The organism is Idiomarina sp. OXR-189 (genome assembly GCF_034373425.1).
GTDB lineage: Bacteria > Pseudomonadota > Gammaproteobacteria > Enterobacterales > Alteromonadaceae > Idiomarina > Idiomarina zobellii.
Genome location: NZ_CP139706.1, coordinates 2,236,527 through 2,259,402 on the forward strand (window position 1 = coordinate 2,236,527; position 22,876 = coordinate 2,259,402).

23 protein-coding genes and 1 rRNA gene are annotated in these 22,876 nt (G+C 47.7%); 12 read left to right on the forward strand and 12 right to left on the reverse strand.

What is annotated here, in order from left to right:
* The first annotated feature begins 11 nt into the window (after nt 1–11).
* From sfsA to panC, 7 genes are all read left to right on the forward strand, one after another.
* Nucleotides 12–716 (forward strand): DNA/RNA nuclease SfsA, encoded by a 705-nt coding sequence (gene sfsA, locus UM402_RS10980; protein WP_058577064.1) that lies wholly within the window; start codon nt 12–14, stop codon nt 714–716.
* A gap of 141 nt (nt 717–857) precedes the next feature.
* Nucleotides 858–1,310 (forward strand): RNA polymerase-binding protein DksA, encoded by a 453-nt coding sequence (dksA, locus tag UM402_RS10985; RefSeq protein ID WP_053953875.1) that lies wholly within the window; start codon nt 858–860, stop codon nt 1,308–1,310.
* A gap of 6 nt (nt 1,311–1,316) precedes the next feature.
* The gene (gene gluQRS, locus UM402_RS10990) at nt 1,317–2,168 is read left to right on the forward strand and encodes a tRNA glutamyl-Q(34) synthetase GluQRS (RefSeq protein ID WP_058577065.1); all 852 of its coding nucleotides are present in this window, start codon (nt 1,317–1,319) and stop codon (nt 2,166–2,168) included.
* 148 nt (nt 2,169–2,316) lie between these two features.
* Nucleotides 2,317–3,639 (forward strand): polynucleotide adenylyltransferase PcnB, encoded by a 1,323-nt coding sequence (gene pcnB / locus UM402_RS10995; RefSeq protein ID WP_322295485.1) that lies wholly within the window; start codon nt 2,317–2,319, stop codon nt 3,637–3,639.
* Nucleotides 3,626–4,132 (forward strand): 2-amino-4-hydroxy-6-hydroxymethyldihydropteridine diphosphokinase, encoded by a 507-nt coding sequence (gene folK / locus UM402_RS11000; protein WP_058577066.1) that lies wholly within the window; start codon nt 3,626–3,628, stop codon nt 4,130–4,132. The genes pcnB and folK overlap by 14 nt, the downstream gene beginning before the upstream one ends.
* A 19-nt stretch (nt 4,133–4,151) precedes the next feature.
* Nucleotides 4,152–4,946, forward strand: coding sequence for a 3-methyl-2-oxobutanoate hydroxymethyltransferase (gene panB, locus UM402_RS11005; RefSeq protein ID WP_058577067.1), 795 nt, complete (start codon nt 4,152–4,154; stop codon nt 4,944–4,946).
* The gene (gene panC / locus UM402_RS11010; protein ID WP_058577068.1) at nt 4,943–5,788 is read left to right on the forward strand and encodes a pantoate--beta-alanine ligase; all 846 of its coding nucleotides are present in this window, start codon (nt 4,943–4,945) and stop codon (nt 5,786–5,788) included. The genes panB and panC overlap by 4 nt, the downstream gene beginning before the upstream one ends.
* Before the next feature lie 13 nt (nt 5,789–5,801).
* On the opposite strand, the gene panP is transcribed toward panC, so the two are convergent.
* The 6 genes from panP to mpl are packed head-to-tail and all read right to left on the reverse strand — an operon-like array spanning nt 5,802 to nt 11,803.
* On the reverse strand, nt 5,802–7,451 hold the full coding sequence (gene panP / locus UM402_RS11015; protein ID WP_058577069.1) for a pyridoxal-dependent aspartate 1-decarboxylase PanP: 1,650 nt from the start codon (nt 7,449–7,451) through the stop codon (nt 5,802–5,804).
* Nucleotides 7,452–8,126, reverse strand: coding sequence for a tRNA (guanine(46)-N(7))-methyltransferase TrmB (trmB, locus tag UM402_RS11020; protein ID WP_058577070.1), 675 nt, complete (start codon nt 8,124–8,126; stop codon nt 7,452–7,454). It abuts the gene before it with no gap.
* Entirely contained in the window at nt 8,126–8,902 is a 777-nt protein-coding gene (locus tag UM402_RS11025; protein ID WP_058577071.1) for an ABC transporter permease, read from the reverse strand. Before UM402_RS11025 ends, trmB begins: the two co-directional genes overlap by 1 nt.
* Nucleotides 8,899–9,828: an ABC transporter ATP-binding protein gene (locus UM402_RS11030; protein ID WP_058577072.1), complete on the reverse strand. Its 930-nt coding sequence runs from the start codon at nt 9,826–9,828 to the stop codon at nt 8,899–8,901. The genes UM402_RS11025 and UM402_RS11030 overlap by 4 nt, the downstream gene beginning before the upstream one ends.
* An 8-nt stretch (nt 9,829–9,836) precedes the next feature.
* Nucleotides 9,837–10,457: a flavin prenyltransferase UbiX gene (locus UM402_RS11035; protein ID WP_053953866.1), complete on the reverse strand. Its 621-nt coding sequence runs from the start codon at nt 10,455–10,457 to the stop codon at nt 9,837–9,839.
* Nucleotides 10,457–11,803 carry a UDP-N-acetylmuramate:L-alanyl-gamma-D-glutamyl-meso-diaminopimelate ligase gene (gene mpl, locus UM402_RS11040; RefSeq protein WP_058577073.1) on the reverse strand — a complete coding sequence of 449 codons (1,347 nt, stop codon included), beginning with the start codon at nt 11,801–11,803 and terminating at the stop codon, nt 10,457–10,459. The genes UM402_RS11035 and mpl overlap by 1 nt, the downstream gene beginning before the upstream one ends.
* Nucleotides 11,804–11,953: 150 nt before the next feature.
* Here mpl and UM402_RS11045 point away from each other — a divergent pair, with 150 nt between their 5' ends.
* The 5 genes from UM402_RS11045 to UM402_RS11065 all read left to right on the forward strand — a co-directional run bounded on the left by UM402_RS11045 (nt 11,954) and on the right by UM402_RS11065 (nt 15,969).
* Nucleotides 11,954–12,937, forward strand: a complete 984-nt coding sequence (locus UM402_RS11045; RefSeq protein ID WP_053953864.1) for a class 1 fructose-bisphosphatase — start codon at nt 11,954–11,956, stop codon at nt 12,935–12,937.
* A gap of 83 nt (nt 12,938–13,020) precedes the next feature.
* A complete protein-coding gene (ppa, locus tag UM402_RS11050) occupies nt 13,021–13,551 on the forward strand; it encodes an inorganic diphosphatase (protein WP_053953863.1) in 531 nt (176 codons plus the stop codon).
* A 26-nt stretch (nt 13,552–13,577) separates the two neighbouring features.
* Nucleotides 13,578–14,276, forward strand: coding sequence for an ABC transporter ATP-binding protein (locus UM402_RS11055; RefSeq protein ID WP_058577074.1), 699 nt, complete (start codon nt 13,578–13,580; stop codon nt 14,274–14,276).
* A complete protein-coding gene (locus UM402_RS11060; protein ID WP_058577075.1) occupies nt 14,273–15,502 on the forward strand; it encodes an ABC transporter permease in 1,230 nt (409 codons plus the stop codon). The genes UM402_RS11055 and UM402_RS11060 overlap by 4 nt, the downstream gene beginning before the upstream one ends.
* Complete coding sequence (locus UM402_RS11065) at nt 15,499–15,969, forward strand: DUF3299 domain-containing protein (protein ID WP_058577076.1); 471 nt, start codon at nt 15,499–15,501, stop codon at nt 15,967–15,969. The genes UM402_RS11060 and UM402_RS11065 overlap by 4 nt, the downstream gene beginning before the upstream one ends.
* Here UM402_RS11065 and UM402_RS11070 read toward each other — a convergent pair.
* The 6 genes from UM402_RS11070 to rrf all read right to left on the reverse strand — a co-directional run bounded on the left by UM402_RS11070 (nt 15,963) and on the right by rrf (nt 22,817).
* Nucleotides 15,963–18,176, reverse strand: a complete 2,214-nt coding sequence (locus tag UM402_RS11070) for an EAL domain-containing protein (protein WP_058577077.1) — start codon at nt 18,174–18,176, stop codon at nt 15,963–15,965. The genes UM402_RS11065 and UM402_RS11070 overlap by 7 nt on opposite strands.
* 88 nt (nt 18,177–18,264) lie before the next feature.
* The gene (locus UM402_RS11075; RefSeq protein ID WP_053953858.1) at nt 18,265–18,954 is read right to left on the reverse strand and encodes a TIGR04219 family outer membrane beta-barrel protein; all 690 of its coding nucleotides are present in this window, start codon (nt 18,952–18,954) and stop codon (nt 18,265–18,267) included.
* Between the two features lie 21 nt (nt 18,955–18,975).
* The gene (locus UM402_RS11080; protein ID WP_058577078.1) at nt 18,976–19,389 is read right to left on the reverse strand and encodes a copper chaperone PCu(A)C; all 414 of its coding nucleotides are present in this window, start codon (nt 19,387–19,389) and stop codon (nt 18,976–18,978) included.
* Nucleotides 19,390–19,433: 44 nt separating this feature from the next.
* A complete protein-coding gene (locus UM402_RS11085; RefSeq protein ID WP_053953856.1) occupies nt 19,434–19,751 on the reverse strand; it encodes a hypothetical protein in 318 nt (105 codons plus the stop codon).
* Between the two features lie 157 nt (nt 19,752–19,908).
* Nucleotides 19,909–22,338 carry a TonB-dependent receptor plug domain-containing protein gene (locus UM402_RS11090; RefSeq protein ID WP_058577079.1) on the reverse strand — a complete coding sequence of 810 codons (2,430 nt, stop codon included), beginning with the start codon at nt 22,336–22,338 and terminating at the stop codon, nt 19,909–19,911.
* Nucleotides 22,339–22,701: 363 nt separating this feature from the next.
* Nucleotides 22,702–22,817: ribosomal RNA gene (gene rrf, locus UM402_RS11095) — 5S ribosomal RNA — on the reverse strand.
* Nucleotides 22,818–22,876: the final 59 nt, after the last annotated feature.

A 22,876-nucleotide genomic window follows, 5' to 3' on the forward strand; every position in this document is an offset into this window, starting at 1 on the left:
TGAGGCCTCTGATGCAATTTAACAAGCCCCTTCGCCGGGGAGTTTTACAAAAACGCTATAAACGCTTTCTTGCCGACATTGATTTTGGTGATGGGCAAATAACAACGGTTCACTGCCCGAACACCGGTGCAATGACAGGCTGTGCTGAACCTGGGTTCGACGCATATTGCAGTCTTTCTGACAACAAAAAACGTAAGTATTCACATACCTGGGAGTTATCACGAACCAAGGAAGGCGAATTTATTGCGGTGAATACCGGCTGTGCCAATACCCTGGCCGGAGAGCTGCTAAATAGCGAACTTATACCGGAGCTTAGCGGTTGGTCCGAACTGAGGTCTGAAAAGAAGTACGGGCAGGAAAATAGCCGCATCGACTGGTGGGGCGTAGACCCTAATGGCAAAGAGTGCTTTGTCGAGGTAAAAAGCGTGACACTTGCCGAGAAAGAAAGCGGCTATTTCCCGGATGCCGTCAGTCAGCGTGCCCATAAGCACTTGAATGAACTTATGCATGTTGTCGATGAAGGACACAGAGCCGTTCAGCTTTATATGGTTATGCACACCGGTATTGAATCTGTCAGCCCGGCGAAACATATCGATCCAAAATACGCGGAACTGTGTATTAAAGCGGCTGAACATGGCGTCGAATTTTACGCAGTGAAATGCACTGTTAATGAAAAAGAAATTCGACTGGAGAGACCAGTTGCAGTGCGCTTGTAGCGCGCGGCATTGAGCTAAATTTTGAACAAAAGAGTTGTTGAAATAGCGTTGCCAACCTGACCCCTTTCTGGTATATGTAGCGTCCTTTTTTAAACGCACGCTTTTAGAGCACTCTAGTTTTAGAGAATTAGGAGATCCAAAATGCCTCAAGGCAAGGAAAAGAAAACCCATGGCATTCTGGCACTAGCCGGCCTGGAGCCTTATCAGGAGAAGCAGGGCGAAGAGTACATGAATGACGCGCAGCGTGCGCATTTTCGTCGTATTCTGGAAGAATGGCGTCGTCAGTTACGCCAGGAAGTTGATCGCACCGTGCATCATATGAAAGATGAAGCAGCGAACTTCCCTGACCCAGTTGACCGCGCGGCACAAGAAGAAGAGTTCAGCATTGAATTGCGCACTCGTGACCGTGAGCGCAAGTTGATTAAGAAAATTGAGAAAACGCTGCAAAAAATTGAAGACGATGACTTCGGCTTTTGCGATTCATGCGGCATAGAAATTGGTATTCGCCGCTTAGAAGCGCGTCCAACAGCGGATCTCTGCGTTGACTGCAAAACCCTGGCAGAAATGAAAGAGAAACAAATGACAGGAGCCTAAGGGCTCATGTACCGCGGCCGATTTGCCCCGACCCCGTCGGGGCCTCTACATTTAGGCTCGTTGGTTGCTGCTGTTGGTAGCTACCTTGATGCTCATGCGCATAACGGCCAGTGGCTTGTTCGTATTGAAGATGTCGACAAACCTCGCGCAATTCCCGGCGCTGCTGATACTATCCTCCGCCAACTCGAAGACCACGGACTCACCTGGCATGGTGAGGTTATCTTTCAAAGTAATCGTGACGAATCGTATCAGGATTACATCAACTCGCTAATTTCCGCCGGTTTCATCTATCAATGCGATTGTTCACGTAAGGCCATTCGTGAGCGCGGTGGTATTTATGATGGCTATTGCCGAACTCGTCAACCACGCCCGACACCTTATGCATTACGCTATATCAACAGCAACCCCGTCAATCAATTCAATGACCGGGCACTCGGCATACAACGGGGTGATACCGGCACCTGTGCAGAAGACTTTGTCGTGAAGCGCCGTGATGGCTTGTACGCATACCAATTAGCGGTGGTAGTTGATGATATTGAGCAAGGTATTACCGATATTGTGCGTGGTAGCGACCTGGTTGTTCCGAGCTTTTGGCAGCTCACTTTGTGGCAGCATATCGCTAAAACCGAGCCTCGAATGATGCACTTACCATTAGTGACATCGAGTGACGGCCGTAAGCTCAGCAAACAAAATCACGCGCCAGCAATAAACAGCCAACACGCGTCAGACAATCTGTTAACAGCCCTCGATTACCTGGGTATTGATGCCCATGAACTCAGTGAAACGCGACAAATCGATGAGATATTGGCCTTTGCGGTGCAAAAATGGCGCAAAAAGTGGCACATTACGCCTGCTTGACGGTACAATATGCGACCAATTGAGAAGAAACAACAATAACAATGGTAAGGGAGAGACCACCATTATTAAGCGAATAAAAGAGTTAGCAAAACGCGCTTTCTCCAGCAAGGATACTACCAGCAACAGTCGTTTACCGGCGTTGAAAGTTATCCCAAGAGATAAACACCCCGTATCCCGGAACGACATTAGCAAAAACGCACTTAAAGTCCTTTACCGCTTACATAACAGCGGCTTCGACGCCTATTTAGTGGGCGGTTGCGTACGTGATATTTTACTCGGTATTCAACCGAAAGACTTCGACGTGACCACCAACGCGACGCCTGAACAGGTGAAATCGCTATTTCGAAACTGCCGCCTTATTGGTCGTCGGTTTCGTCTGGCGCATGTTGTGTTTGGCAAAGAGATTATTGAGGTCGCTACGTTTCGCGGGCATCACGCCGATGACACCGACTCAAAAAACAGTAAGAAAAACCAGCACGCACACAGTGATGAGCACGGTCAGTTAGTACGCGACAATGTCTATGGCACCATAGAGGAAGACGCAGAGCGCCGCGACTTCACCGCTAACGCGCTGTATTACAATATTGCCGACTTTGCCATTTACGACTTTGCGAACGGCGTAGAAGATATCAACAAAGGTGTTTTACGCTTAATTGGTGATGCTGAAACACGCTACCGCGAAGACCCGGTCAGAATGCTGCGTGCGGTACGTTTTGCGACCAAGCTCAACATGCAACTAGATACCGCGGTACGTGACCCTATTCCTGAACTAGCGTCATTGCTTGCAAACATTCCGCCAGCGCGTCTGTTTGACGAATTTCTGAAAATGTTCATGTCGGGTAAAGCCACTGCCAACTTTTCCATGATGATGGAGCTGGGGCTGTTTCAGCAGCTATTCCCAATGCTTAAAGGGCACCTCAGTGACGCCCAGTCACCCGCATACCAAATGCTGTTAAAAGCATTTAAAGATACCGACAAGCGCATTGCTGAAGACAAACGGGTCACCCCGGCCTACCTTGTTGCTGTGTTGTTGTGGTGGCCATTACTGGCCCGCAAAGAGCAACTGGAAAACGAAGGTGGTCTGCCGCCTATGGATGCGATTAACATAGCCGCTGCCGATGTCGTACACAGGCAGTCTCAGCGTGTTTCTATTCCTAAACGCTTTAGTTTACCGGCGCGTGAAATTTGGCAGCTACAACGACGTTTGCAAGTCACTAAAGGTGGTCGGGCAATGAAAGCGCTTGAACATAAACGCTTCCGCGCCGCTTATGACTTTATGTTGCTGCGCTCACACGCCGAGCCCGAAGACAAAAAGCTGGCTGAACTGGCTCAGTTCTGGACAGAAGCTCAGAACAACCCGACTAAGCTAAAAACCGGTAAGTCCGGCGCTCCCACTCGCAAGCCGAGACGCCGTCGTCGCGGACCGCGTAAGAAGAAGCCACAAAGCAACTCAGATAATGGCTCAGCATAATGCCTATGTCGCACTGGGGAGTAATTTAAACGACCCGCTCAATAACTTACTCAGTGCGCTGTCACGATTAAATCGATCCAATAGCTGGCAACTCGTCAGCTATTCGTCGCTTTACGGCAGCAAGCCCATGGGACCGCAAGATCAGCCTGACTATGTTAATGCCGTGTGTCAGTTGAAGACGGAATTGTCTGCTTACGACTTGCTGCAGTCACTGCATGATATTGAAGACGAGTTTGGTCGCAAACGCATTCGTCATTGGGGTGAGCGCACGTTAGATCTCGATTTATTATTATTCGATAACGAGACGCACCAAAAGCCAGACTTGACGGTTCCACACCCGGGTATTTATGAGCGTAGCTTTGTCCTGTATCCGTTGGCTGAAATAACGCCAGCACTTGTCTTACCCAACGGCAAAACAGTGACTGAGCAAGCCAAGACACTTACCGAAAGCGGTCTTGACGTGCTAGTCTACCAGTCATCTATTTCTTTATAACTTTGCTAAAGGTCGCATAATGGCTACAACCAGCATTGCTACACTGCAAAAAATGAAGCGTGAAGGCGTTAAAATTAGCTCGCTTACCGCCTACGACTCCAGCTTCGCAAAATTAATGACCGAACAAGGTGTCGACTTTATGCTTGTCGGCGACTCATTAGGTAATGTGGTTCAGGGTCGCAATTCGACCGTTCCGGTCACACTCGGTGACATGGCCTACCACACAGAATGTGTGCGCCGCGGCGCCCCTGAAGCCTTCGTTATTAGCGATATGTCGTTCATGACCTACTCGACACCTGAGCAAACCTATGACAATGCAGCGGCACTTATGCAAGCCGGTGCCAATATGGTGAAGCTGGAAGGCGGTGAATGGCTGGAAGACACCATTAAAGGGCTGCATACTCGCGGAATTCCGGTTTGTGCACACCTTGGTTTACTGCCGCAGTCAGTCAATGTGCTAGGCGGCTACAAAGTACAAGGTAAAGAAGAGCAACAGGCAGAAAACACCCTGCGTCAGGCAAAAGCACTCGAAGCCGCAGGCGCTCAACTGCTGGTGTTGGAGTGTATTCCATCCAGCTTAGGCAAGCGCATTACCGACGCCTTAACTATTCCGACCATTGGTATCGGTGCCGGTCCTGACACCGACGGGCAGATATTGGTGATGCACGACATGCTGGGCATGAACAGTGACTATTTGCCCAAATTTGCCAAAGACTTTCTGGCGCAGGGGGGCTCTCTCGCTGACGCGTTTCGTTTATACACCGAGCAAGTGCGCTCGGGCGAATTTCCGGCTCCGGAGCACTGCTATAAATGAAGGTACTAAAAAGCTTACAGGCGCTTCGTGAGTGGCGTAGTGCACAGCAGGAAGTCGCACTCGTTCCAACTATGGGCAACTTACATGACGGCCACTTACAGCTGGTAAAAAGTGCGCTGCAACATTGCGACAATGTGGTGGTGAGTATTTTTGTGAACCCAATGCAGTTTGGTCCCAACGAAGATCTCGACAGTTACCCCAGAACCTTAGATGCCGACTGCGCAGCATTAGAGAAATTGGGCGTTAGTGCCGTGTTTACTCCCACAGTCAGTGATGTTTATCCACGCGGACTGGAGCAACAAACGAAGGTCAGCGTGCCCGGCATTAGCAATATTTTATGTGGCTCCAGCCGCCCAGGCCATTTTGACGGTGTGGCGACAATCGTCTGCAAGCTGTTCAATATGGTGCAGCCTCAAGTTGCTGTTTTTGGCGAAAAAGACTATCAGCAACTGCAAGTCATTCGGCTGATGACTCAGGACTTAAGCTTGCCGGTAGAGGTTATTGGCGTGCCAACACAGCGAGAAGCCAGCGGTTTGGCTTTAAGCTCACGCAACGGTTATTTGACAGCAGAAGAGAAAACTCAGGCAACAGCGCTCTACAAAAGCCTTCAAGATGCGAAAGCGGGGCTTGAACGCCGAGAAGACTTTGAGCAGATAGAGTCTCAGGCAGTGCAACAGCTGGGGAAAGCTGGTTTTAAAGTGGACTACTTTAGCATCCGTAACGCAAACGACTTACAGCCAGCCTCTAAAACCGACGAAAAGTGGGTTATATTGGCCGCGGCTTTTCTCGGAAAAACTCGCCTGATAGACAACCTTCAGGCTGATAATCCAGCGGCCACTTAACTCACTTTTCGGCTTAGTTCAGCATACCGAGTTCACGCATCTCGGTATGCAACGCCCCTCTCAGACTGGTTGCTTTGGATGCGATTTCACGCTGCTCTTCCAATACTTCCTCGAGCATGTCGTGCGTTGTTAGCGGGTTTGCCAACACCACTCGAAATACCACAGTAGGCTCATGATGATACTGCGCCGGCGTCAATTTGGTTCGCGACACAAATGATCGTCCGGTTTCACGCTGACGCTTTTGAATGTAACGCGTTAACGCATTTAAGTGTGGGGTTAAGCGTGCCAGCTGCTCAGGCGTAGCGTTTTCAAGCGCCTTTTTAACTCTTGCCGGTACAAAGCGATAGGTCAGTATACAAAGCTCAGGCTCGGTAATGACCTCAAAGTCATCCTGCTCGCTAATAAGTTTCGAGAAATAACGCGCTTTATCAATACTGTTGTTAATTAGCAGCTCATAACCCCGGCGCCCTATCACGTGCATAGCAGAAAAGACCATCATGGCCATGCCCGCCCGGGAGCCTTCCATTGTATGCGAGCCTAAGTCTTTAGAGCCTTGTCGAATAATATACTCGGCATGGTGTTCTATCGACTTCACCAGCGACGGGTTCTTAAACAACACCAGCCCTGCGCCCATAGGCACATACATTTGTTTATGAGCGTCAATGGTAATACTGTCGGCACGCTCAACGCCATGCAATAGCGAACGGTGCTGCTCAGATAACAGCGTTGCGCCTCCCCAAGCGGCATCGATATGAAAGTGTGCGCCAATGTCTTCTGCAACATCGGCCATTTCGTCCAACGGGTCTATGTGTCCTGTTTCTGTGGTACCAGCCACACCAACCAGCGCCAGCACTTTGCCACCTTCCGCCGCTATTGACTCGCAGGTTTCACGCAACTTATCGATACGAATGCGGTTGTTACTGTCCGTTGGCACTGAAACTAAGTTGCGGCGCCCAATACCCAAAACATCGGCGGCTTTACTTAACGAGTAATGCCCTCGCTCAGAGACCACCACCGTCAGGCGTGAATATCCATAGTGCTGCAAACCTGCCGCTATTCCGTCCGCCGCAATGCCACCGAAGTTACCGTCGGCCTGTAGCAACCGGTTTCGGGCGACCCACAAAGCCGTCATATTGGCGATAGTGCCGCCTGAGCAAAAGGCTCCCAATGAATGCTGTGCACTGTGCATCCAACGGTTATAGAATGCTGCTTCTTCTCGGTAAACCAAATGATGCAGCATGCCAATAACGTTACGTTCTAACGGTGTGAACGCCTTCGAGGTTTCTATTTTTACCAGATTTTGATTCAGCCCAACCATCAACTTCGCTAACGGCAATAGGAAGTAAGGCAAAGCCGATGTCATGTGGCCAATAAAACGCGGCGAAGCGGTATGTACTGAGTGCGCCACCAATTTATCGAGCAAAAACTCAGTATGGTCAGAAACGAACTGCGGCTCTTCCGGAATTTGCGAGCGGTCAAAGTCCCGCTCAATTTCCTGCAGGGGTTTCTCGCGCGCAACGATATGATCGCCAAGAAACCCCATGAGGTTCTCAGACAAATGCTTTTCAATTTTACTCAGTGTTGAGTCGGGCGCTTCCGGAATGGTGAAAATGCGATAAAGCGATTCTTCACTAACCTCAGCCACTTCGGGTTTAGAGCTCAATTAGGTCTCCTTCGATAAATCTGCGTCGAGTTGCCACAACGGCTGGCCACTGGCTTTATACTTGCGCTCAAACGGCGTCATAATCTCTTCGTCGTTTTTAACAAGTGACACCTGTGCCTGACAACCACTCACCATAAGCGCTTGCGTTACTTCCAGCAAGTAAAGGCTCCAGTTGGAGCGCATGTGTAAGTGCCCACCAAGTTCAACCACGTCTTTCCATACCGGGCTGCCATGCCAGCGTCGAGACAAGTGTGATGCCTTGGGCCAGGGGTTTGGGTATAAAATACAATGTTTTTCAAGCGTCCAGTTGGCCTGGTTGGCCAGACGCCAAAAGTCGATAAGATCAGCCCGAACGACCCAGTAGCGCTGGCCTTTTTCATTATTCTGGTAATGACTATGACGTGCCAGTCGGTGCGCTGACTTATCAACGCCAATAACCATAGCGTCCGGGTGTTGAGCCGCCAGTTTTGCTGTGCTTTCACCAACTCCACAGCAGGAATCCAAAATAACCGGCCCCTTCCAGTCTTCAACCTGAGCATTAATTTCCTCAAACGCTCTCAGGTTATGCTCCTGAAATGGCTTCTTGAAAACAGTGTTTAGGTGGCGCTCAACCACAGCGACAGTGTCTTCATGTGGCCCATGTTGGTTACTGCTTACTGGCCTTGCTTCATTCATTACGAGCGAATTCCTATGCCTTTCTCAAGGATGTAATACGCCACGCCAAAAAACAGCACATTAAACCCGACAAGTACCGCAATAGCGACACCAATACCAACATCCGACTGGCCTAAAAAGCCGTAGCGGAAACCGTTCACCATATAAAGCACTGGGTTCGCCATTGACACTTTTTGCCAAAACTCCGGCAGTAAGCTCACCGAGTAGAACACCCCACCTAAATAGGTCAACGGCGTCAGTACAAAGGTTGGCACTATGGATATATCGTCAAAAGTTTTACCATAAACAGCGTTAATCAGGCCGCCTAAGCAAAATAAGGTCGAGGTTAATACCACCGTCAAAACAACATACCCGATATGAGCAATTTGAATATCGGCGAACAGGAACGACACGCAAGTGACAATAACGGCCACTATCATCGCCCGAGCCATGCCTCCACCGATATAGCCCGCAATAATAACTGAGGTGGGCACCGGCGACACCAGCATCTCTTCAATATTGCGTTGAAATTTCGCACTGAAAAACGAAGAAGCGACGTTTGAATAGGAGTTGGTAATGACCGACATCATAATAAGACCCGGTACAATAAACTCCATGTAGCCAACACCACTCATTTCACCAATGCGTTCACCGACAATGCTACCGAAAATCACAAAGTACAACGTCATTGTAATTGCAGGCGGCACCAGCGTTTGCACCCAAATTCTTAAAAAGCGGGTGCACTCTTTTATCCAAATGGTCTTCAGTGCGATAAAGTTTGATGCTGAATGACTCATTGCGCAGCCTCCTTCTGACGACCCTGCTCAACCATTGAGACAAAAAGCTCTTCAAGTCGGTTTGCTTTGTTTCGCATGGATAATACTTTTACCTGTTGTTCGCTCAGTTGCTCAAACACACGGTTGAGGCCCGCATCCTTATCGACTTCGACTTCAATCGTGTGGTCGTCTGTCCAACGATGATTAAAGCCGTCAATGGTCGCACCATTGTGACCAGGCTCAATATCGAGAATAAAGGTTTCCCGACTGAGCGTCGCCAATAAACGCTTGATTGAGGTGTCTTCGACAATCCGTCCCGCATCAATAATGCCAATATTGCGGCACAGCATTTCCGCTTCTTCGAGATAATGCGTTGTCAAAATAATGGTAATGCCCTGCTCGTTTATTTTGGTCAGGTAGTCCCACATTGAGCGGCGCAGCTCTATATCAACACCGGCAGTAGGCTCATCCAAAATCAATAGCTTCGGCTCGTGCAGTAACGCCCGGGCAATCATTAAGCGGCGCTTCATACCGCCTGACAAAGAACGCGCAGGTTCATTTCGCTTGTCCCATAAACCTAACTGTTTCAGGTACTTTTCTGAGCGCTCTTTGGCAAGTTGTCTGGGCACACCATAGTAGCCTGCCTGGTTCACCACTATTTGCTGAACCGTTTCGAACTGGTTGAAGTTGAACTCCTGTGGCACTAAACCAATTTGGCGTTTTAAATCCGCTAACTGCGTATCCAGGTCATACCCAAACACACTCACGGTGCCCGCGGTCTTATTCACCAACGACGAAATAATACCGATAGTGGTCGACTTACCCGCGCCATTAGGCCCAAGCAATGCATAAAAATCGCCTTCTTCTACCGACAGGTCGATACCCTTTAAGGCTTCAAAACCACCTCGGTATACTTTTCTTAACCCTTTAATTTCTAGCGCTTTCATACTCTGTACTATGACTCCTTTGAGTAGCCCCAACGCGCAACCAGCTTCTGCTCTAACCCTAAATGATCAAGCACTCGGGCGACCATAAAATCAATTAAATCGTCAATGCTCTCAGGCTTATGATAAAAGCCAGGTGCTGCCGGCATTATGGTGACGCCCTGCTGACTTAGCTGTAGCATGTTTTGCAAATGTATGGTCGACAATGGCGATTCGCGAGGAACCAAAATAAGCTGCCCACGCTCTTTCATAACGACATCGGCGGCCCGCTCTATAAGCGTATTGCTACTACCACAAGCTATTGCCGATAAGGTGCTGGTTGAACAGGGACAAACCACCATTTTCCCGGGCGCAGACGAGCCGGACGCCACCGGCGAAAACCATTCTTCTTTACCAAAAACCTGAAGCTTATCGTCGCTGGCTGAAAAGTATTTACGTAATTGTTCAGCCGCTTTGTCAGGGGCGGCCGGCAACTGCATACCATGCTCGGTTGCCAGAACCACTCTGGCTGCGCTGGATATCAACAAAAACACCTGTTGATCCTGATCAAGCAAGCATTGTATCAAACGCAGTGCATAAGGTGCACCCGATGCGCCGGTAATAGCGACCGTGACCCTATTATCCTGTTTCATTATGCCTCCTGGCTGTGTTGCAACGCACTGAGAAAGCGCTGGTGTAAACCATCAAAGCTACCATTACTCATTATAACGACAGAGTCTTCCGGCTGCGCTTCATGTAGTAAACCCTCGAGCAATTGCCCGGTGCTAGTGAAAACGTGTGCATTCGGTAACACCAGCGCCAGCTCCCACTTTAATCCGTCAGGTTGCAGTACAAAGACCTCATCGGCAGCTCTCAACGCTTCTTCCATAGCGTCAGCATGAACACCCATTTTCATGGTGTTTGAGCGTGGTTCCAGTACCGCAACAATGCGCGAACCCGGCAGGTGAGAGCGCAAGCCCCTCAGCGTTGTTTTAATTGCGCTGGGATGATGGGCAAAGTCATCATAGACTCTTATACGGTTATGTTCGCCAATCAGTTCCATGCGTCGTTTAGGGCTTTGAAAGCGGCTTAAGGAGTCAGCACTTTGCTCTGCAGGGACACCAACATGACGAGCTGCAATAATAGCCATCATGGCGTTATTAACGTTGTGCTCACCTAATAACGACCATTCAACGGTTGCGACCGTGTCGCCCTCATACATCACCTCGAAGGACGTGCCATCCTCGTTGTTGCGCTTTGCAGACCAGTCTTTACCCAGCTGGACATTGTCGCTCCAGCAGCCACCGTCAACAACTTCGTTTAACGCTTTGTCTTCAGTTGGATAAATAACCTGACCGGAGTCTGGCACAACACGCAGCAAGTGCGAAAACTGTCGTTTAATGGCGGCAAGATCATCAAAGATATCGGCATGATCAAATTCGAGATTATTAAGCACCAGAGTGTCGGGGGCGTAGTGTACAAACTTCGAGCGCTTATCGAAAAATGCCGTATCATATTCATCGGCTTCAATCACAAAAAAGTCCGACTCGGTCAACCTTGCACTGACAGAGAAGTTTCCCGGCACGCCACCAATCATGAACCCTGGATTATAACCGTTATCCTCCAGAATCCACGCCAGCATACTGGCCGTTGTGGTTTTACCGTGAGTACCCGCAACCGCCAGTACCCAGCGTTGGGTCAATATATTGTCATGCAGCCATTGCGCACCAGACACATAAGGGAGCCGTTCGCGCAGTATTGCTTCCACCTCTGGATTTCCCCGGCTCAATGCGTTGCCGATAATAACCAAGTCGGGCTTAGGTTCTAAATTCGCTTCGGCATAACCTTCCATTAACTCTATGCCCAAACTTTCCAGCTGAGTGCTCATTGGTGGGTACACGCTGGCATCAGAGCCTGTTACTTTATGTCCAAGCTGCTGGGCAATAGCGGCGACACCGCCCATAAAGGTACCGCAAATACCGACGATATGAATATGCATGCGTCAATCCAATTCATCTATTTGTTACTGAAGCGAAAGTGTACCACGTCAAAAACGCCAAGCAGGATTTTTACTAAAAAATAAGGTATCATTTGCGCCCTCGAAAACATGTCGTTTAACGCACCAACATTTTAAGCTGCAGGAACTGTTATGAAACGCTTATTGCCTACACTGAGAGCCGACCAAACCAGCGAGTCGCTCATATCCGTTATTAACACCATTCAAATTGCAGCCAAGGAAATTTCGTTCCGACTTCACCAGGGCGCACTAGCCGGTGTGCTGGGCTCTACGCTGGATGAAAACATTCAGGGCGAAACTCAGAAGAAGCTCGATGTTGTCGCCAACCAACTGTTAAAAACCCTGCTGTTGGAGTCACCTAACGTACACGCAGTGGCGTCAGAAGAAGAAGACTCCGTTGTCGACAGCCCCAATTCTGGTCACTATCTGGTTGCTTTTGACCCGCTCGATGGCAGTTCAAATATCGATATTAACGGTGGCGTAGGCACTATCTTTTCTATTTTACGCAAGCCTGAAGGTGAAGAGACCAGCGAATCTATGTTCCTGCAGCCGGGCAAGGCTCAAGTTGCTGCAGGCTATGTATTATATGGCCCGGCAACCATGATGGTGTTAACCACTGGCAAAGCCGTTCGGGTTTATACGTTAGACCAAACCGTGGGCGAGTTTTTGCTGACGCACGAAAAGGCGGAAATTCCTAAAGATACAAAAGAGTTCGCTATTAACATGTCGAACCGTCGCCACTGGGCAGAGCCAATTAAAGCGTATATCAATGACTTACTGGAAGGTAAAGAAGGGCCTCGAGGCAAGAACTTTAACATGCGCTGGAATGCCGCTATGGTGTCTGATGTACACCGAGTGATTTCTCGTGGAGGATTGTTTACCTACCCGTGGGACGCCCGAAAACCAGAAAAGCCCTTTAAGTTACGCCTAATGTACGAAGCCGCGCCTATGGCTATGCTGGTTGAAAAGGCGGGCGGCAAGGCATCTGACGGTTACCGACGCATTCTGGACATTGTCCCTGACCATATTCACCAAAGAGTTGCCGTTGTACTTGGCTCTGCAAACGAAGTTGACGTTTGCATGGAGTACCATAAGCAGTACCCGAAACCGTATTAGACCTTTAGCGATATTGCACGATAAAGCCGAACCGCTATAATCGCGCAATCGGTATAACTTTTACATTGAGAACAGGAAGTATTATGAGCTTAGGAAACGTACCTGCAGGTAAAAACCTGCCAGAAGAAGTCAACGTTATCATCGAAATTCCGGCAAACGCTGACCCAATTAAGTACGAAGTCGACAAAGACACAGGTGCATTAGTGGTTGACCGTTTCATGGCAACGCCAATGTTCTACCCTGCAAACTACGGTTTCGTTAATGAAACCTTGTCACTCGACGGCGACCCGGTTGACGTTTTAGTACCAACACCATACCCACTGCAAGCAGGCTGTGTGATCAAATGCCGTCCGGTCGGTGTATTAAAAATGACTGACGAGTCTGGTGAAGACGCAAAAGTTATCGCGGTTCCTGTCAGTAAGCTAACCAAAGAGTACGACCACATTAATGACGTGGACGACTTACCGGAGCTATTGAAAGCTCAAATCACGCACTTCTTCGAACGTTATAAAGAGCTTGAAAAAGGTAAGTGGGTTAAAGTTGACGGCTGGGAAAACGCAGCGTCAGCTAAAGAAGAAATTAAAACGTCATTTGAGCGCGCTCAGAAGTCGTAAATTCTTAACGTTAAAAGGCAGTATCTATGACCGCCGTTTCTGTTCGTGATTTAAGCTTCTCCTGGAAGCGCAATGAACCCGCCACATTAGACATACCCGAGTGGCAAGTACAGAACGGCGAAACTCTGCTTTTACGCGGCCCCAGCGGTAGCGGAAAGTCCACTCTGTTATCGCTGCTAGCCGGCATTAATACACCGCAAAAAGGTGAGTTGAGCCTTTTCGACACACGACTTTCTAAGCTTTCCGGACGCCAGAGAGATCGGTTCCGGGCCGATAACATCGGTTATATCTTTCAGCAGTTTAATCTTTTGCCTTATTTGTCTGCATTGGACAATGCTTTATTAGCTTGTCAGTTTTCAAGCATTCGCAAAGAGCGCATTGCAAAGGCTGGCGAGACACCAGAGAGCTCAGCTAACAATATGTTGAAACGTTTAGGTTTAAGCGAGAGCCAGATTCAACAGCCCGCGCACTCCCTCAGCGTCGGTCAGCAACAACGGGTTGCTGCTGCACGCGCTTTGTTAGGCGCACCACCACTTTTAATCGCGGACGAGCCAACATCAGCACTCGACGCTGAGCACCGTGACAGCTTTATTCAATTGCTTCTCGAACTGTCCGCTAAGAACAATACTACGGTGATTTTTGTCACGCATGATGCCGCTTTATCTCGCTACTTTGACTCCCATGTTGAACTCAATGACCTCAACAAAGCAGGAGTAACGGCATGATAAAGCTGGCCATTAAAAGTTTGCTGAATCGCCGTGCGAGTGTTCTGCTGACTGTTATTGCCATTGCAGTCAGTGTCACTTTGCTACTTGCTGTCGAACGCACGCGAGAACAAGTGCAAACAAACTTTGCTAATACGGTCTCGGGAACAGACTTAATTATTGGAGCCAGAACCAGTCAGATACAGCTGCTTCTGTCGTCCGTTTTTCATATTGGTAGCATGACCAACAACATGAGTTGGGAGGCCTTTGATGACATTCGTTCACGCCCCGCAGTGGAGTGGGCGGTGCCAATTTCGCTGGGTGACAGTGTCGGCGGTTTACCCGTTGTTGCCACTACTAAAGACTACTTTAAACACTTTAGATACGGTAGTAAGCAGTCACTAACCTTTGCTGCTGGCGACGCTTTTAAAGGTGAAAAGCAGGTTGTACTGGGTGCTGAAGCTGCGTCTAAATTAAACAAGAAAGTCGGTGATAACATTACCATTGCGCATGGCAGTGGTGGCATTAGCTTTAGTGAGCACGATGATCACCCACTAACTGTCGTAGGTACTTTAAAACGCACAGGGACACCCGTTGACCAGACTATTTTGACCAGCTTAACGAGCCTTGAAGTTATTCATGGTGGCGAAAGCCATGAAAAACATGACCACGGTGACAGCCACGCTCCTCCTGCAGAGAGCATCAGCGCGGCATTGCTGGGGCTCAAAGCCAAGCCGCTGGCGTTAAGGCTTCAACGACAAATTAACACTTATAAACCGGAGCCACTTACAGCATTATTACCCGGTATGACACTGCAAGAGTTGTGGAAGACTCTGCGCGTATTCGAACAAGCGTTAACCGTTATATCCTCGATGGTGGTACTTATTGGGTTACTAGGCATGCTGACCATTATGCTTGCCAGCTTACGGGAACGCCGTCGTGAAATGGCGGTCTTAAGAGCAGTAGGCGCAGGACCAGGAACCGTTTTTGGCTTGTTAGTCAGTGAAGCTTTATTACTGACGGTGGTAGGCGCCGCAAGCGGGTTGGCTCTGCTGTACTTGCTCGAATGGTCGCTGGCCGGCGTTATTCAGTCGCAGACCGGCATTGTTCTTAGCTTTGCATGGCCAACAGTTGCTGAGTGGTGGCGCTTAGGGCTCGTTGTGGCTACCGGTTTTTTGTTAAGTTTAATTCCAGCCTGGCGAGCCTATCGCCAGTCTTTAGCAGACGGACTCACGGTGAAAGTATGAAACAGTTATTAGCATTAATGTTTTTGGTCGTTGCAATGCCGACGTTCGCAGCAGAGAAAATTGGCTGGAAAGACTTAATCCCTGAAGGTTTTACCCCACCGCCGGTTAAGCCTCAATCTTACTATGACGCTAATCCAGAAGAAGACAGGCAAACTAACTTAGATGCACCTGTGGTCGAGTCTTTGGATGGCAAAAAAGTCCGCATACCGGGTTATGTGGTGCAGCTTGAAGGTGACGCTGACAATGTCACTGAATTTTTGTTAGTGCCTTATTTCGGCGCCTGTATTCACGTGCCGCCACCGCCGCCGAATCAGATTATCCATGTTCAATACGCAGAAGGTGTTCCTTACGAAAACACCTACGATGCCGTATGGATTGAGGGTACGATTAAGGTGGAACGCAAAGAAGGCGACTTAGCAGTTGTTGGCTACACTATGGATGCCGACTCTGTTGAGGTGTATCAGTAAGAGTCTGTTTGCTCTTTCAGTAACTGAATAAGCTCATTAGCCGGCATGGGTTTGGCGAAATAAAAGCCTTGCCCTTCCCGGCAGTCCAGACCAATGAAATAATCCCGCTGCTCTGTTTCTTCAATACCTTCCGCCAGAATTTCCAGACCCAGTCGATGGGCCATATCCACAATAGTCTCAATAATGATTTGCCCACTTTTATGGGCGGAGTTATTCACGAAAGTTTTATCAATTTTAATTCGGTTAAGCGGTAGTTTCTGTAAATAACTGAGCGAAGAAAAACCGACACCGAAATCGTCAATAGCAACTTTCACGCCTTGAAGCTTCAGTCGTTTTAAAATATCTGCGACCAGCTCGGGCTCTTCCATCAGAATGCTTTCTGTAATTTCCAGCTCGACACGCTCAGGCGATATACCAGACTGCTCAATTTGTCGCTCAACCAACTCGGGGAAGTCCCGCTTTCTAAACTGCGGAACCGACACATTAATGGCGATACGTAAGCTAGGCAGGCCGCTTTCATCAAAGGCTTGAATTTGTCGGCAAGACTCTTCGATGACCCAGGAGCCAATATCAACAATAAGCCCCGAGTACTCCGCCAAGGGAATAAACTCAGCGGGTGAAATAAAACTGCCATCACTCTGTGGCCAGCGCAATAGTGCTTCAACACCAATGATTTTCTGAGTCTTCAGGTCAACCTGGGGCTGATACCAGACCTGCAGTTTTCTATCCGCAAAGTCAGCTCTTAACTTTCTGACCAGTTCGAGACGACGCTGAGTCTCTTGTTCCATAATGGGTTCATAAAAGTCGAAACGCTCGAATGAATGAGTTTTCGCACTTTTCAGGGCAATATACACCTGCTTCAAAAGACCTTTACCGTTAACTCGCTCGGTATTTTCCGCAGAAGTAAAACCACAGGTGACTTGCAGCGGTATGTAGTGCTCGCCGGCTCTGAACGGTAACATAAACAGTTGGTTAATATTACCCGGCGTGACGATAGCTTTAGGACCTGTTATGCCAAAAACATCCGCTGAAATTCTGGAAACAAAAACTTCATTACCAAGTTGTTCGGTAAGTCGAAGCGCAACGGAACGTAGAAGTAGATTGCCTATATCCTGGCCGAGGCCATCGTTCACATCTGAAAAGTGGTCAATATCCACCACCGCTATGGCGGTTTCCTGGCAAGGCTTTTCAGAGATAACCTGAAGCTTTCGCGTAAATTCAGCGCGGTTAGGAATGCCGGTTAGCGGGTCAAGATAAGCAGCAGTGCGTAGCTCTTCAAATAAATTCGCATTTTCAAACCCGACAGCAATATTGGCTAAAAAGACTTCCAGCAACTCCTGATCGTACTCAGCCACTTTTTGGTCAGTCTCAATATAGGCCGCAGCCTGATGCTCTTGCCCATCGATGAAAAATACCGTTGCGTGCTCTGTCTGAATGTGTCGCTTTTCATTCAGACACTGACGAACAGATCTTTCTATTTCCTCAGAGTTTAGCGTCGATAAACTTTTATATATGCTGTTCGCAAAGTGACCAGCAGCCCCCAGTACTAAAATATCATTATCTTTATGAGGAGCTCGTGCGCCGACAATGCCTTCTGCGTTTAGGCCAAGTAGTGAAGCAATTTGAGTAACGACACCTTCGGAAAAATTCACTATGGAGTGCCGTTCCATCAAATTCGAAGCAGAATGAATAATTTTTCTTAAGCCACGGCGATTTTCATTAATGGTTTTTAACTGTTGGTAAGAACGCACTGCCGAGAAAACAGTGGTTAACAGGCGACTACGAGTGAGTTCAGTTTTTGTTTTATAGTCATTGATGTCATACGCTTTTACGACATTTTCTTCCGGTGCATACCCTGGCTGTCCCGTTCGCAACACAATACGTATTTCATCGTTAGCGAGCTTTTCTCGAATATCCTGCGCGACTCTCAAACCGGCGTCGTCAGTTTCCATAACAACATCCAGTAAAATCATAGCAACGTCATCGTGCTCGCTTAAACGATCGAGCGCTTCGCTACCGCTATACGCATGCAAAAATTGAAGCGGTTTGTCTGAAATAATGACATCGGCGAGAGCCATTTTTGTGACAGCATGAATCTCCTGATCGTCATCGACAATCAGGATTTTCCAAAAGCCCTTGGGCTTGTCTACCTTGATCTCTTCATCGTCATCATGAAGGAACAGCGGCTCATCTGGGGTACTGCTCATTCGCCTTCCGCTTAAACCGTTACAAACATCTAACAATTTAGCTTATAAAGTTGTACAACTGCAAGCGAATAAGCAGTATTCGTTTTCTTTAGAAATGGACTTCTAGGCCTACAAAAGGACCTTTAAAGGTTACATCGGAATAAATATCGTCAACGTCATCTAACTCAATGACAGAGTGGCGGTAACCGGCATGCAAATTAAAGTCGATAGCCAGGTTTTCAACCAAGCGATATTCGATACCAATTTGGGCATCCTGCACTTTTGAGTCTTTCACACTCAGCGCACTCACTTCAGCAAACAACGTAAGATCGGTCATCGGAATACCAACGCGTGTTGCCAAGTAACCGGTAGGAACAGTGACAGAAAAGTCCTGGCGCCCAAATGTTGTGCTCACCGGCGTGCGAACCGTACCATCAAAATCCATTGCATTAATACCAGCGTCAAACGAGATAATGTCGTTATCGAAAAACTCGTAATAAAAAATATAGTCGCGATGGCTAAAGTCATTACGTCCATATCCACCGTCAAACTCAAGTGAGTTTTCACGTATTTTTACATTAGGAATTAATGGGATAGGGTGCTCTAGTGCTGCGTAATAACTGTTTTGTCCTTTGTCCTCGAAGCCAGGGGGAAATACTTCCGAACCAACGCCATACTCACCGCTGGCATCGGTATCCCAGTATTGGCCACCAACATATAAACCTAAAACAGTGTCTGCGTTTGCAAGTTGAGGTGTTAGCGCCAAAGCAGCGGCGAGCATAATGCTTTTTTTATACATGTTCATCCTTAATACAACGTTTTATTTAACACGAATAGTAACTGGCTGGGTTTCACCATTGGTAAAGTGTAATTGCAAATCAAACGATTGCCCACTTTTCAGCGGTGACAAGAGTCCAAATAACATGAAGTGATAGCTTCCAGGTTCAAAGGTTATTTGTTCATTTGGAGGTAATTCAAGCGCCTTTACCTGTTGCATCGACATCATTCCATCGGTCATCACATGAGTATGGACTTCTACCTTGTCTGCAACGGAACCGCTCACGCCCTTTATAATCAGGACTTCTTGAGACGGGTTGGCTAACTTGCCGTAAGCGGCTCCATTCTCCGCTCCGGGTATGCTTTCTCGCGCCCAGCCTTCGGAAAAAGTAACGACATCGGCGTATACCGTCGATGTCATTAATAGTGTAAAAATACCAGCCAGTAATGTACGCATTGTCATTCCAGTAATCAGCTTATAATGCGCTATCTTACACTTAATTAAGGAGCCCTAGAAACCCTCGGTTTGCGAAACACTAAGTAAAGAACGAAAAGACAGAGTAAAAGTGGCCAGAAAAAGCTAATTCCACTTAGCACCAGTGCTATAAACGCTGCGCAGAAGCCAAGTAGCGTGCTCCCGAATATCGACGTCACGATGAAGAAAATACCACCGACGACCAGTAACCAAACAATTAGTGACACCGAAAGCTCAACTGCAGCCCCTAAGATAGAAGCGGTTAAGGCAACAATCTCGTCCCCAAACAATAGAAACGCGATAACGGCAATTACAATGATCCAAACAGTTTTCTTGTCTGACATAATCTTATCCACACCTATTAAATCATTTTAATAGTATTGCTATCATAAACCATGCCAATGAGTAACTCTCTGTTTTTAAAGTTTTTTTTGAAAAAAGATGTTGGCGGAAATAAAAAAACCGCCAAATAATGGCGGTTTTTACTAAGTTTTCGATAATTTAGAACTTGTACTCAACTTCGGAATAGAAGTAAGCGCCGTTGAATCCAATAGGCGAGTTTGTATTAGGATACTTAAATATCGTATCAAACGCGCTCTCTACCGGTTGCTCTTCTGGATACTCACTAAACACGTTCTGGCCACCAACGATTAAGCTGAGGTCATCAGAAAATGCGTATTTCACTGAAATGTCAGTCACCCAATTGGGTCCATAAGTATCATTGGCTTCTTCGGCAGTCTCTCCTGTGTCGTAATCACCAATAATATAAGTTCCAAAGTAATTAAAACGTACGTCTGTTTTCCAGTTTCCTAATGAATGAGTAAAGCCCAACGAGCCACTATGATCTGGTGTTGAATCGGTCATACGGATTTTTTCGTCATAATCGAATAATACCGACTCAAGCCCATCAAAAAGTGGCGGCAAATTAACTGATTCTATTTCCGTGTTATTAAAGCCATAAGCAAGTTGTGCTTTTAGCTCACCAAAGTCATTTAAGCTAAATGTCTTGCTCGCAACAATATCCAAGCCTTCTGTTTTTGTATCAACTGCATTGATAAAAAATCGGGCATTTTCTGCGGACACCGTGCTTAGCGCATCGGCTACAGCCGGCGAGTCACCCGGAAACACTTGGTTTGATAAAATAATGCGGTCATCAATATTGATTCGGAAATAGTCTAATGTAATGGCCAAACCGTCATAACCATTCCAGACAATACCTGCGCTGATACTGTCAGATTCTTCTGGTTCAAGATCAGGGATATTCAAAGCATCTGTAACCGGACTCAGAGAGTTAAAGGTTCCAGAGCGTTGCAGAACTGTCTCACCATCAACATCAACAGCCAGAGTCGAGATGTTGGTGAAATAAAGTTGTTGGGCACTGGGTGCTCTAAAACCGGTATTAACCGCGCCACGTACCGCTATTCTGTCCGTAATGTCGTAGCGTCCCGATACCTTCCAGCTCGTATTGTCACCAAAGTCTGAATAGTCTTCATAGCGTACCGCTGCGCCCCACATAAAGTCTGTAGTTAGCTGGTTTTCGGTTTCGAAGTACACGCCAACATTGTCACGGCTTTGGTTAACTTCTGCGTCAGGTCTAAAGCCTGTGTAGCCCTGACTCCCGGCAGGACGATCCTCGTAACCACCGTTAATATAAGACGCCTCTTCACCAGCTTCAATTTGGTAAGTGTTGTCGCGGTAGCTCACACCAAACGCAATCGATAAATCAGAATTGTTCACAAACGGGACAAAACGCTGAGCATCGAATGTGATATTCGATTCTTCGTTCGTCAGAGTTCCCGCATCGAACGAGGTTGGAGTTACGTCAGGCCCCAGAGATGCATTCAATGAGTTCTTAACATTATATTGGAACTCACTAACACCATAACCACCACTAAAATCTAAAGTCCATTCACCCAAGTACCACTCATAACCGGCGTACATAGAGTAGTCTTTAACATCAGGTGCTAGAATAGGCAGAAACCCGTCAGGGTAGATTTCAGTCAACGTGTTACTTTGAATCGCTCTTCTGTAAAAAGCCCCGGACTCAGATTTACGGTCACTCATGCCGCCAAAAGCATAAATCCTACCGTCGCCCAAAGTCATATCGAAGTTAGCAAATAAAGATGCGTTTTCGTATTCAGCTTGGCCAATATGAAAACTTTGTCTATCAAAGGTCTCTTCTCGGGGATCTGGGTCACCGTTTTCAAGCAATGGATACTGTTGCCGAGTATCTGGACCGGCTCTATTGGTACGGTTTTTATGTTGAAGTTCTCCAGACACCGTTAACGCACCGTCTTCGCCCACCGAAAATCCAGTACTAGCCGATGCGCGCCATTGTTCACCATCACCTTTATGTGTTTGGCCAAGCTGAAAGCTCGCACTACCGCCTTCTGAATTGTCTTTCAATACAACGTTAATCACACCGGCAATAGCATCTGAGCCGTAAAGTGCAGCAGCGCCATCTCTTAAGACCTCAATGCGTTTTATGGCCGACATTGGTATAGCGTTAAGGTCAACGTTTGAGCTACCTCGCCCCGTTGTCCCATTTAAGTGGACTAAAGCAGAACTGTGACGCCGTTTGCCGTTGATAAGGACGAGCGTATGATCAGGTGATAAACCTCTTAGTGAGGCTGGTCTAACAGCGTCACTACCATCCGTAATAGAAGATGATGGGAAGTTAAAACTTGGTACAGCATATTGAAGTGCTTTTGCTGTATCGGTCATTCCTGTGGCAGCTAGATCTTCTCCGCTAATAATGTCGACTGGCGCCGAACCATCAGTCGCTGTTCTCATCGATAAACGAGAACCTACAACCTGAATAACCTCTTCAACCTCTGCACTGTCATTTGTATCAGCATTTTGTGCTAATGCTACTGGAGCGACAAGAAAACTACTAGCCAAAGCTAGTGTTATAGGATTTATACGTTTCATACTGCTGTTCTCCCCATTTATATGTCATTTTAATATAGCAGTTAAAACGTAATTTGGTTCAGTCCTGTTAGCGATGACATATGAACATTTGTTATAAGTAGCCTAAGGTTATTGCATCAGGTGTGATGGCAGTTCCGGGAGGACGGGCATAAAAAAAGCCCCCAGCATCAGCTGAGGGCTTCTTAGATTTGAAGTCTGGCGGTGTCCTACTTTACTCCGGGCTTCCTGCCCTCCGCCCTTCGGGCCGCACTAACGTGCGTTCAAAATCGCTCCCGGCGATTTTGTCACATGCCCATGCTCGAGTAGCACAACACACAAAATAAAAAGCCCCAGCCAAAATCGGCTGGGGCTCTTTTATTTGAAGTCTGGCGGTGACCTACTCTCGCATGGGGAGACCCCACACTACCATCGGCGCTGGTGTGTTTCACTGCTGAGTTCGGGATGGATTCAGGTGGTGCCACACCGCTATGGCCGCCAGACATAAACTGTCACAACATAAAAAACTGATTCTTAGTAATCGCCACTCTTCTTGCCGCTT

Coding starts and splice junctions, on each gene's coding strand:
- UM402_RS11060 (WP_058577075.1), top strand. CDS start 14,273: ATGATAAAGCTGGCCATTAAAAGTTTGCTGAATCGCCGTGCGAGTGTT.
- UM402_RS11065 (WP_058577076.1), top strand. CDS start 15,499: ATGAAACAGTTATTAGCATTAATGTTTTTGGTCGTTGCAATGCCGACG.
- dksA (WP_053953875.1), top strand. CDS start 858: ATGCCTCAAGGCAAGGAAAAGAAAACCCATGGCATTCTGGCACTAGCC.
- sfsA (WP_058577064.1), top strand. CDS start 12: ATGCAATTTAACAAGCCCCTTCGCCGGGGAGTTTTACAAAAACGCTAT.
- UM402_RS11070 (WP_058577077.1), bottom strand. CDS start 18,176: ATGAGCAGTACCCCAGATGAGCCGCTGTTCCTTCATGATGACGATGAA.
- UM402_RS11025 (WP_058577071.1), bottom strand. CDS start 8,902: ATGAGTCATTCAGCATCAAACTTTATCGCACTGAAGACCATTTGGATA.
- ppa (WP_053953863.1), top strand. CDS start 13,021: ATGAGCTTAGGAAACGTACCTGCAGGTAAAAACCTGCCAGAAGAAGTC.
- panC (WP_058577068.1), top strand. CDS start 4,943: ATGAAGGTACTAAAAAGCTTACAGGCGCTTCGTGAGTGGCGTAGTGCA.
- UM402_RS11085 (WP_053953856.1), bottom strand. CDS start 19,751: ATGTCAGACAAGAAAACTGTTTGGATCATTGTAATTGCCGTTATCGCG.
- UM402_RS11055 (WP_058577074.1), top strand. CDS start 13,578: ATGACCGCCGTTTCTGTTCGTGATTTAAGCTTCTCCTGGAAGCGCAAT.
- UM402_RS11075 (WP_053953858.1), bottom strand. CDS start 18,954: ATGTATAAAAAAAGCATTATGCTCGCCGCTGCTTTGGCGCTAACACCT.
- UM402_RS11035 (WP_053953866.1), bottom strand. CDS start 10,457: ATGAAACAGGATAATAGGGTCACGGTCGCTATTACCGGCGCATCGGGT.
- mpl (WP_058577073.1), bottom strand. CDS start 11,803: ATGCATATTCATATCGTCGGTATTTGCGGTACCTTTATGGGCGGTGTC.
- UM402_RS11090 (WP_058577079.1), bottom strand. CDS start 22,338: ATGAAACGTATAAATCCTATAACACTAGCTTTGGCTAGTAGTTTTCTT.
- UM402_RS11030 (WP_058577072.1), bottom strand. CDS start 9,828: ATGAAAGCGCTAGAAATTAAAGGGTTAAGAAAAGTATACCGAGGTGGT.
- trmB (WP_058577070.1), bottom strand. CDS start 8,126: ATGAATGAAGCAAGGCCAGTAAGCAGTAACCAACATGGGCCACATGAA.
- panB (WP_058577067.1), top strand. CDS start 4,152: ATGGCTACAACCAGCATTGCTACACTGCAAAAAATGAAGCGTGAAGGC.
- UM402_RS11080 (WP_058577078.1), bottom strand. CDS start 19,389: ATGCGTACATTACTGGCTGGTATTTTTACACTATTAATGACATCGACG.
- folK (WP_058577066.1), top strand. CDS start 3,626: ATGGCTCAGCATAATGCCTATGTCGCACTGGGGAGTAATTTAAACGAC.
- UM402_RS11045 (WP_053953864.1), top strand. CDS start 11,954: ATGAAACGCTTATTGCCTACACTGAGAGCCGACCAAACCAGCGAGTCG.
- gluQRS (WP_058577065.1), top strand. CDS start 1,317: ATGTACCGCGGCCGATTTGCCCCGACCCCGTCGGGGCCTCTACATTTA.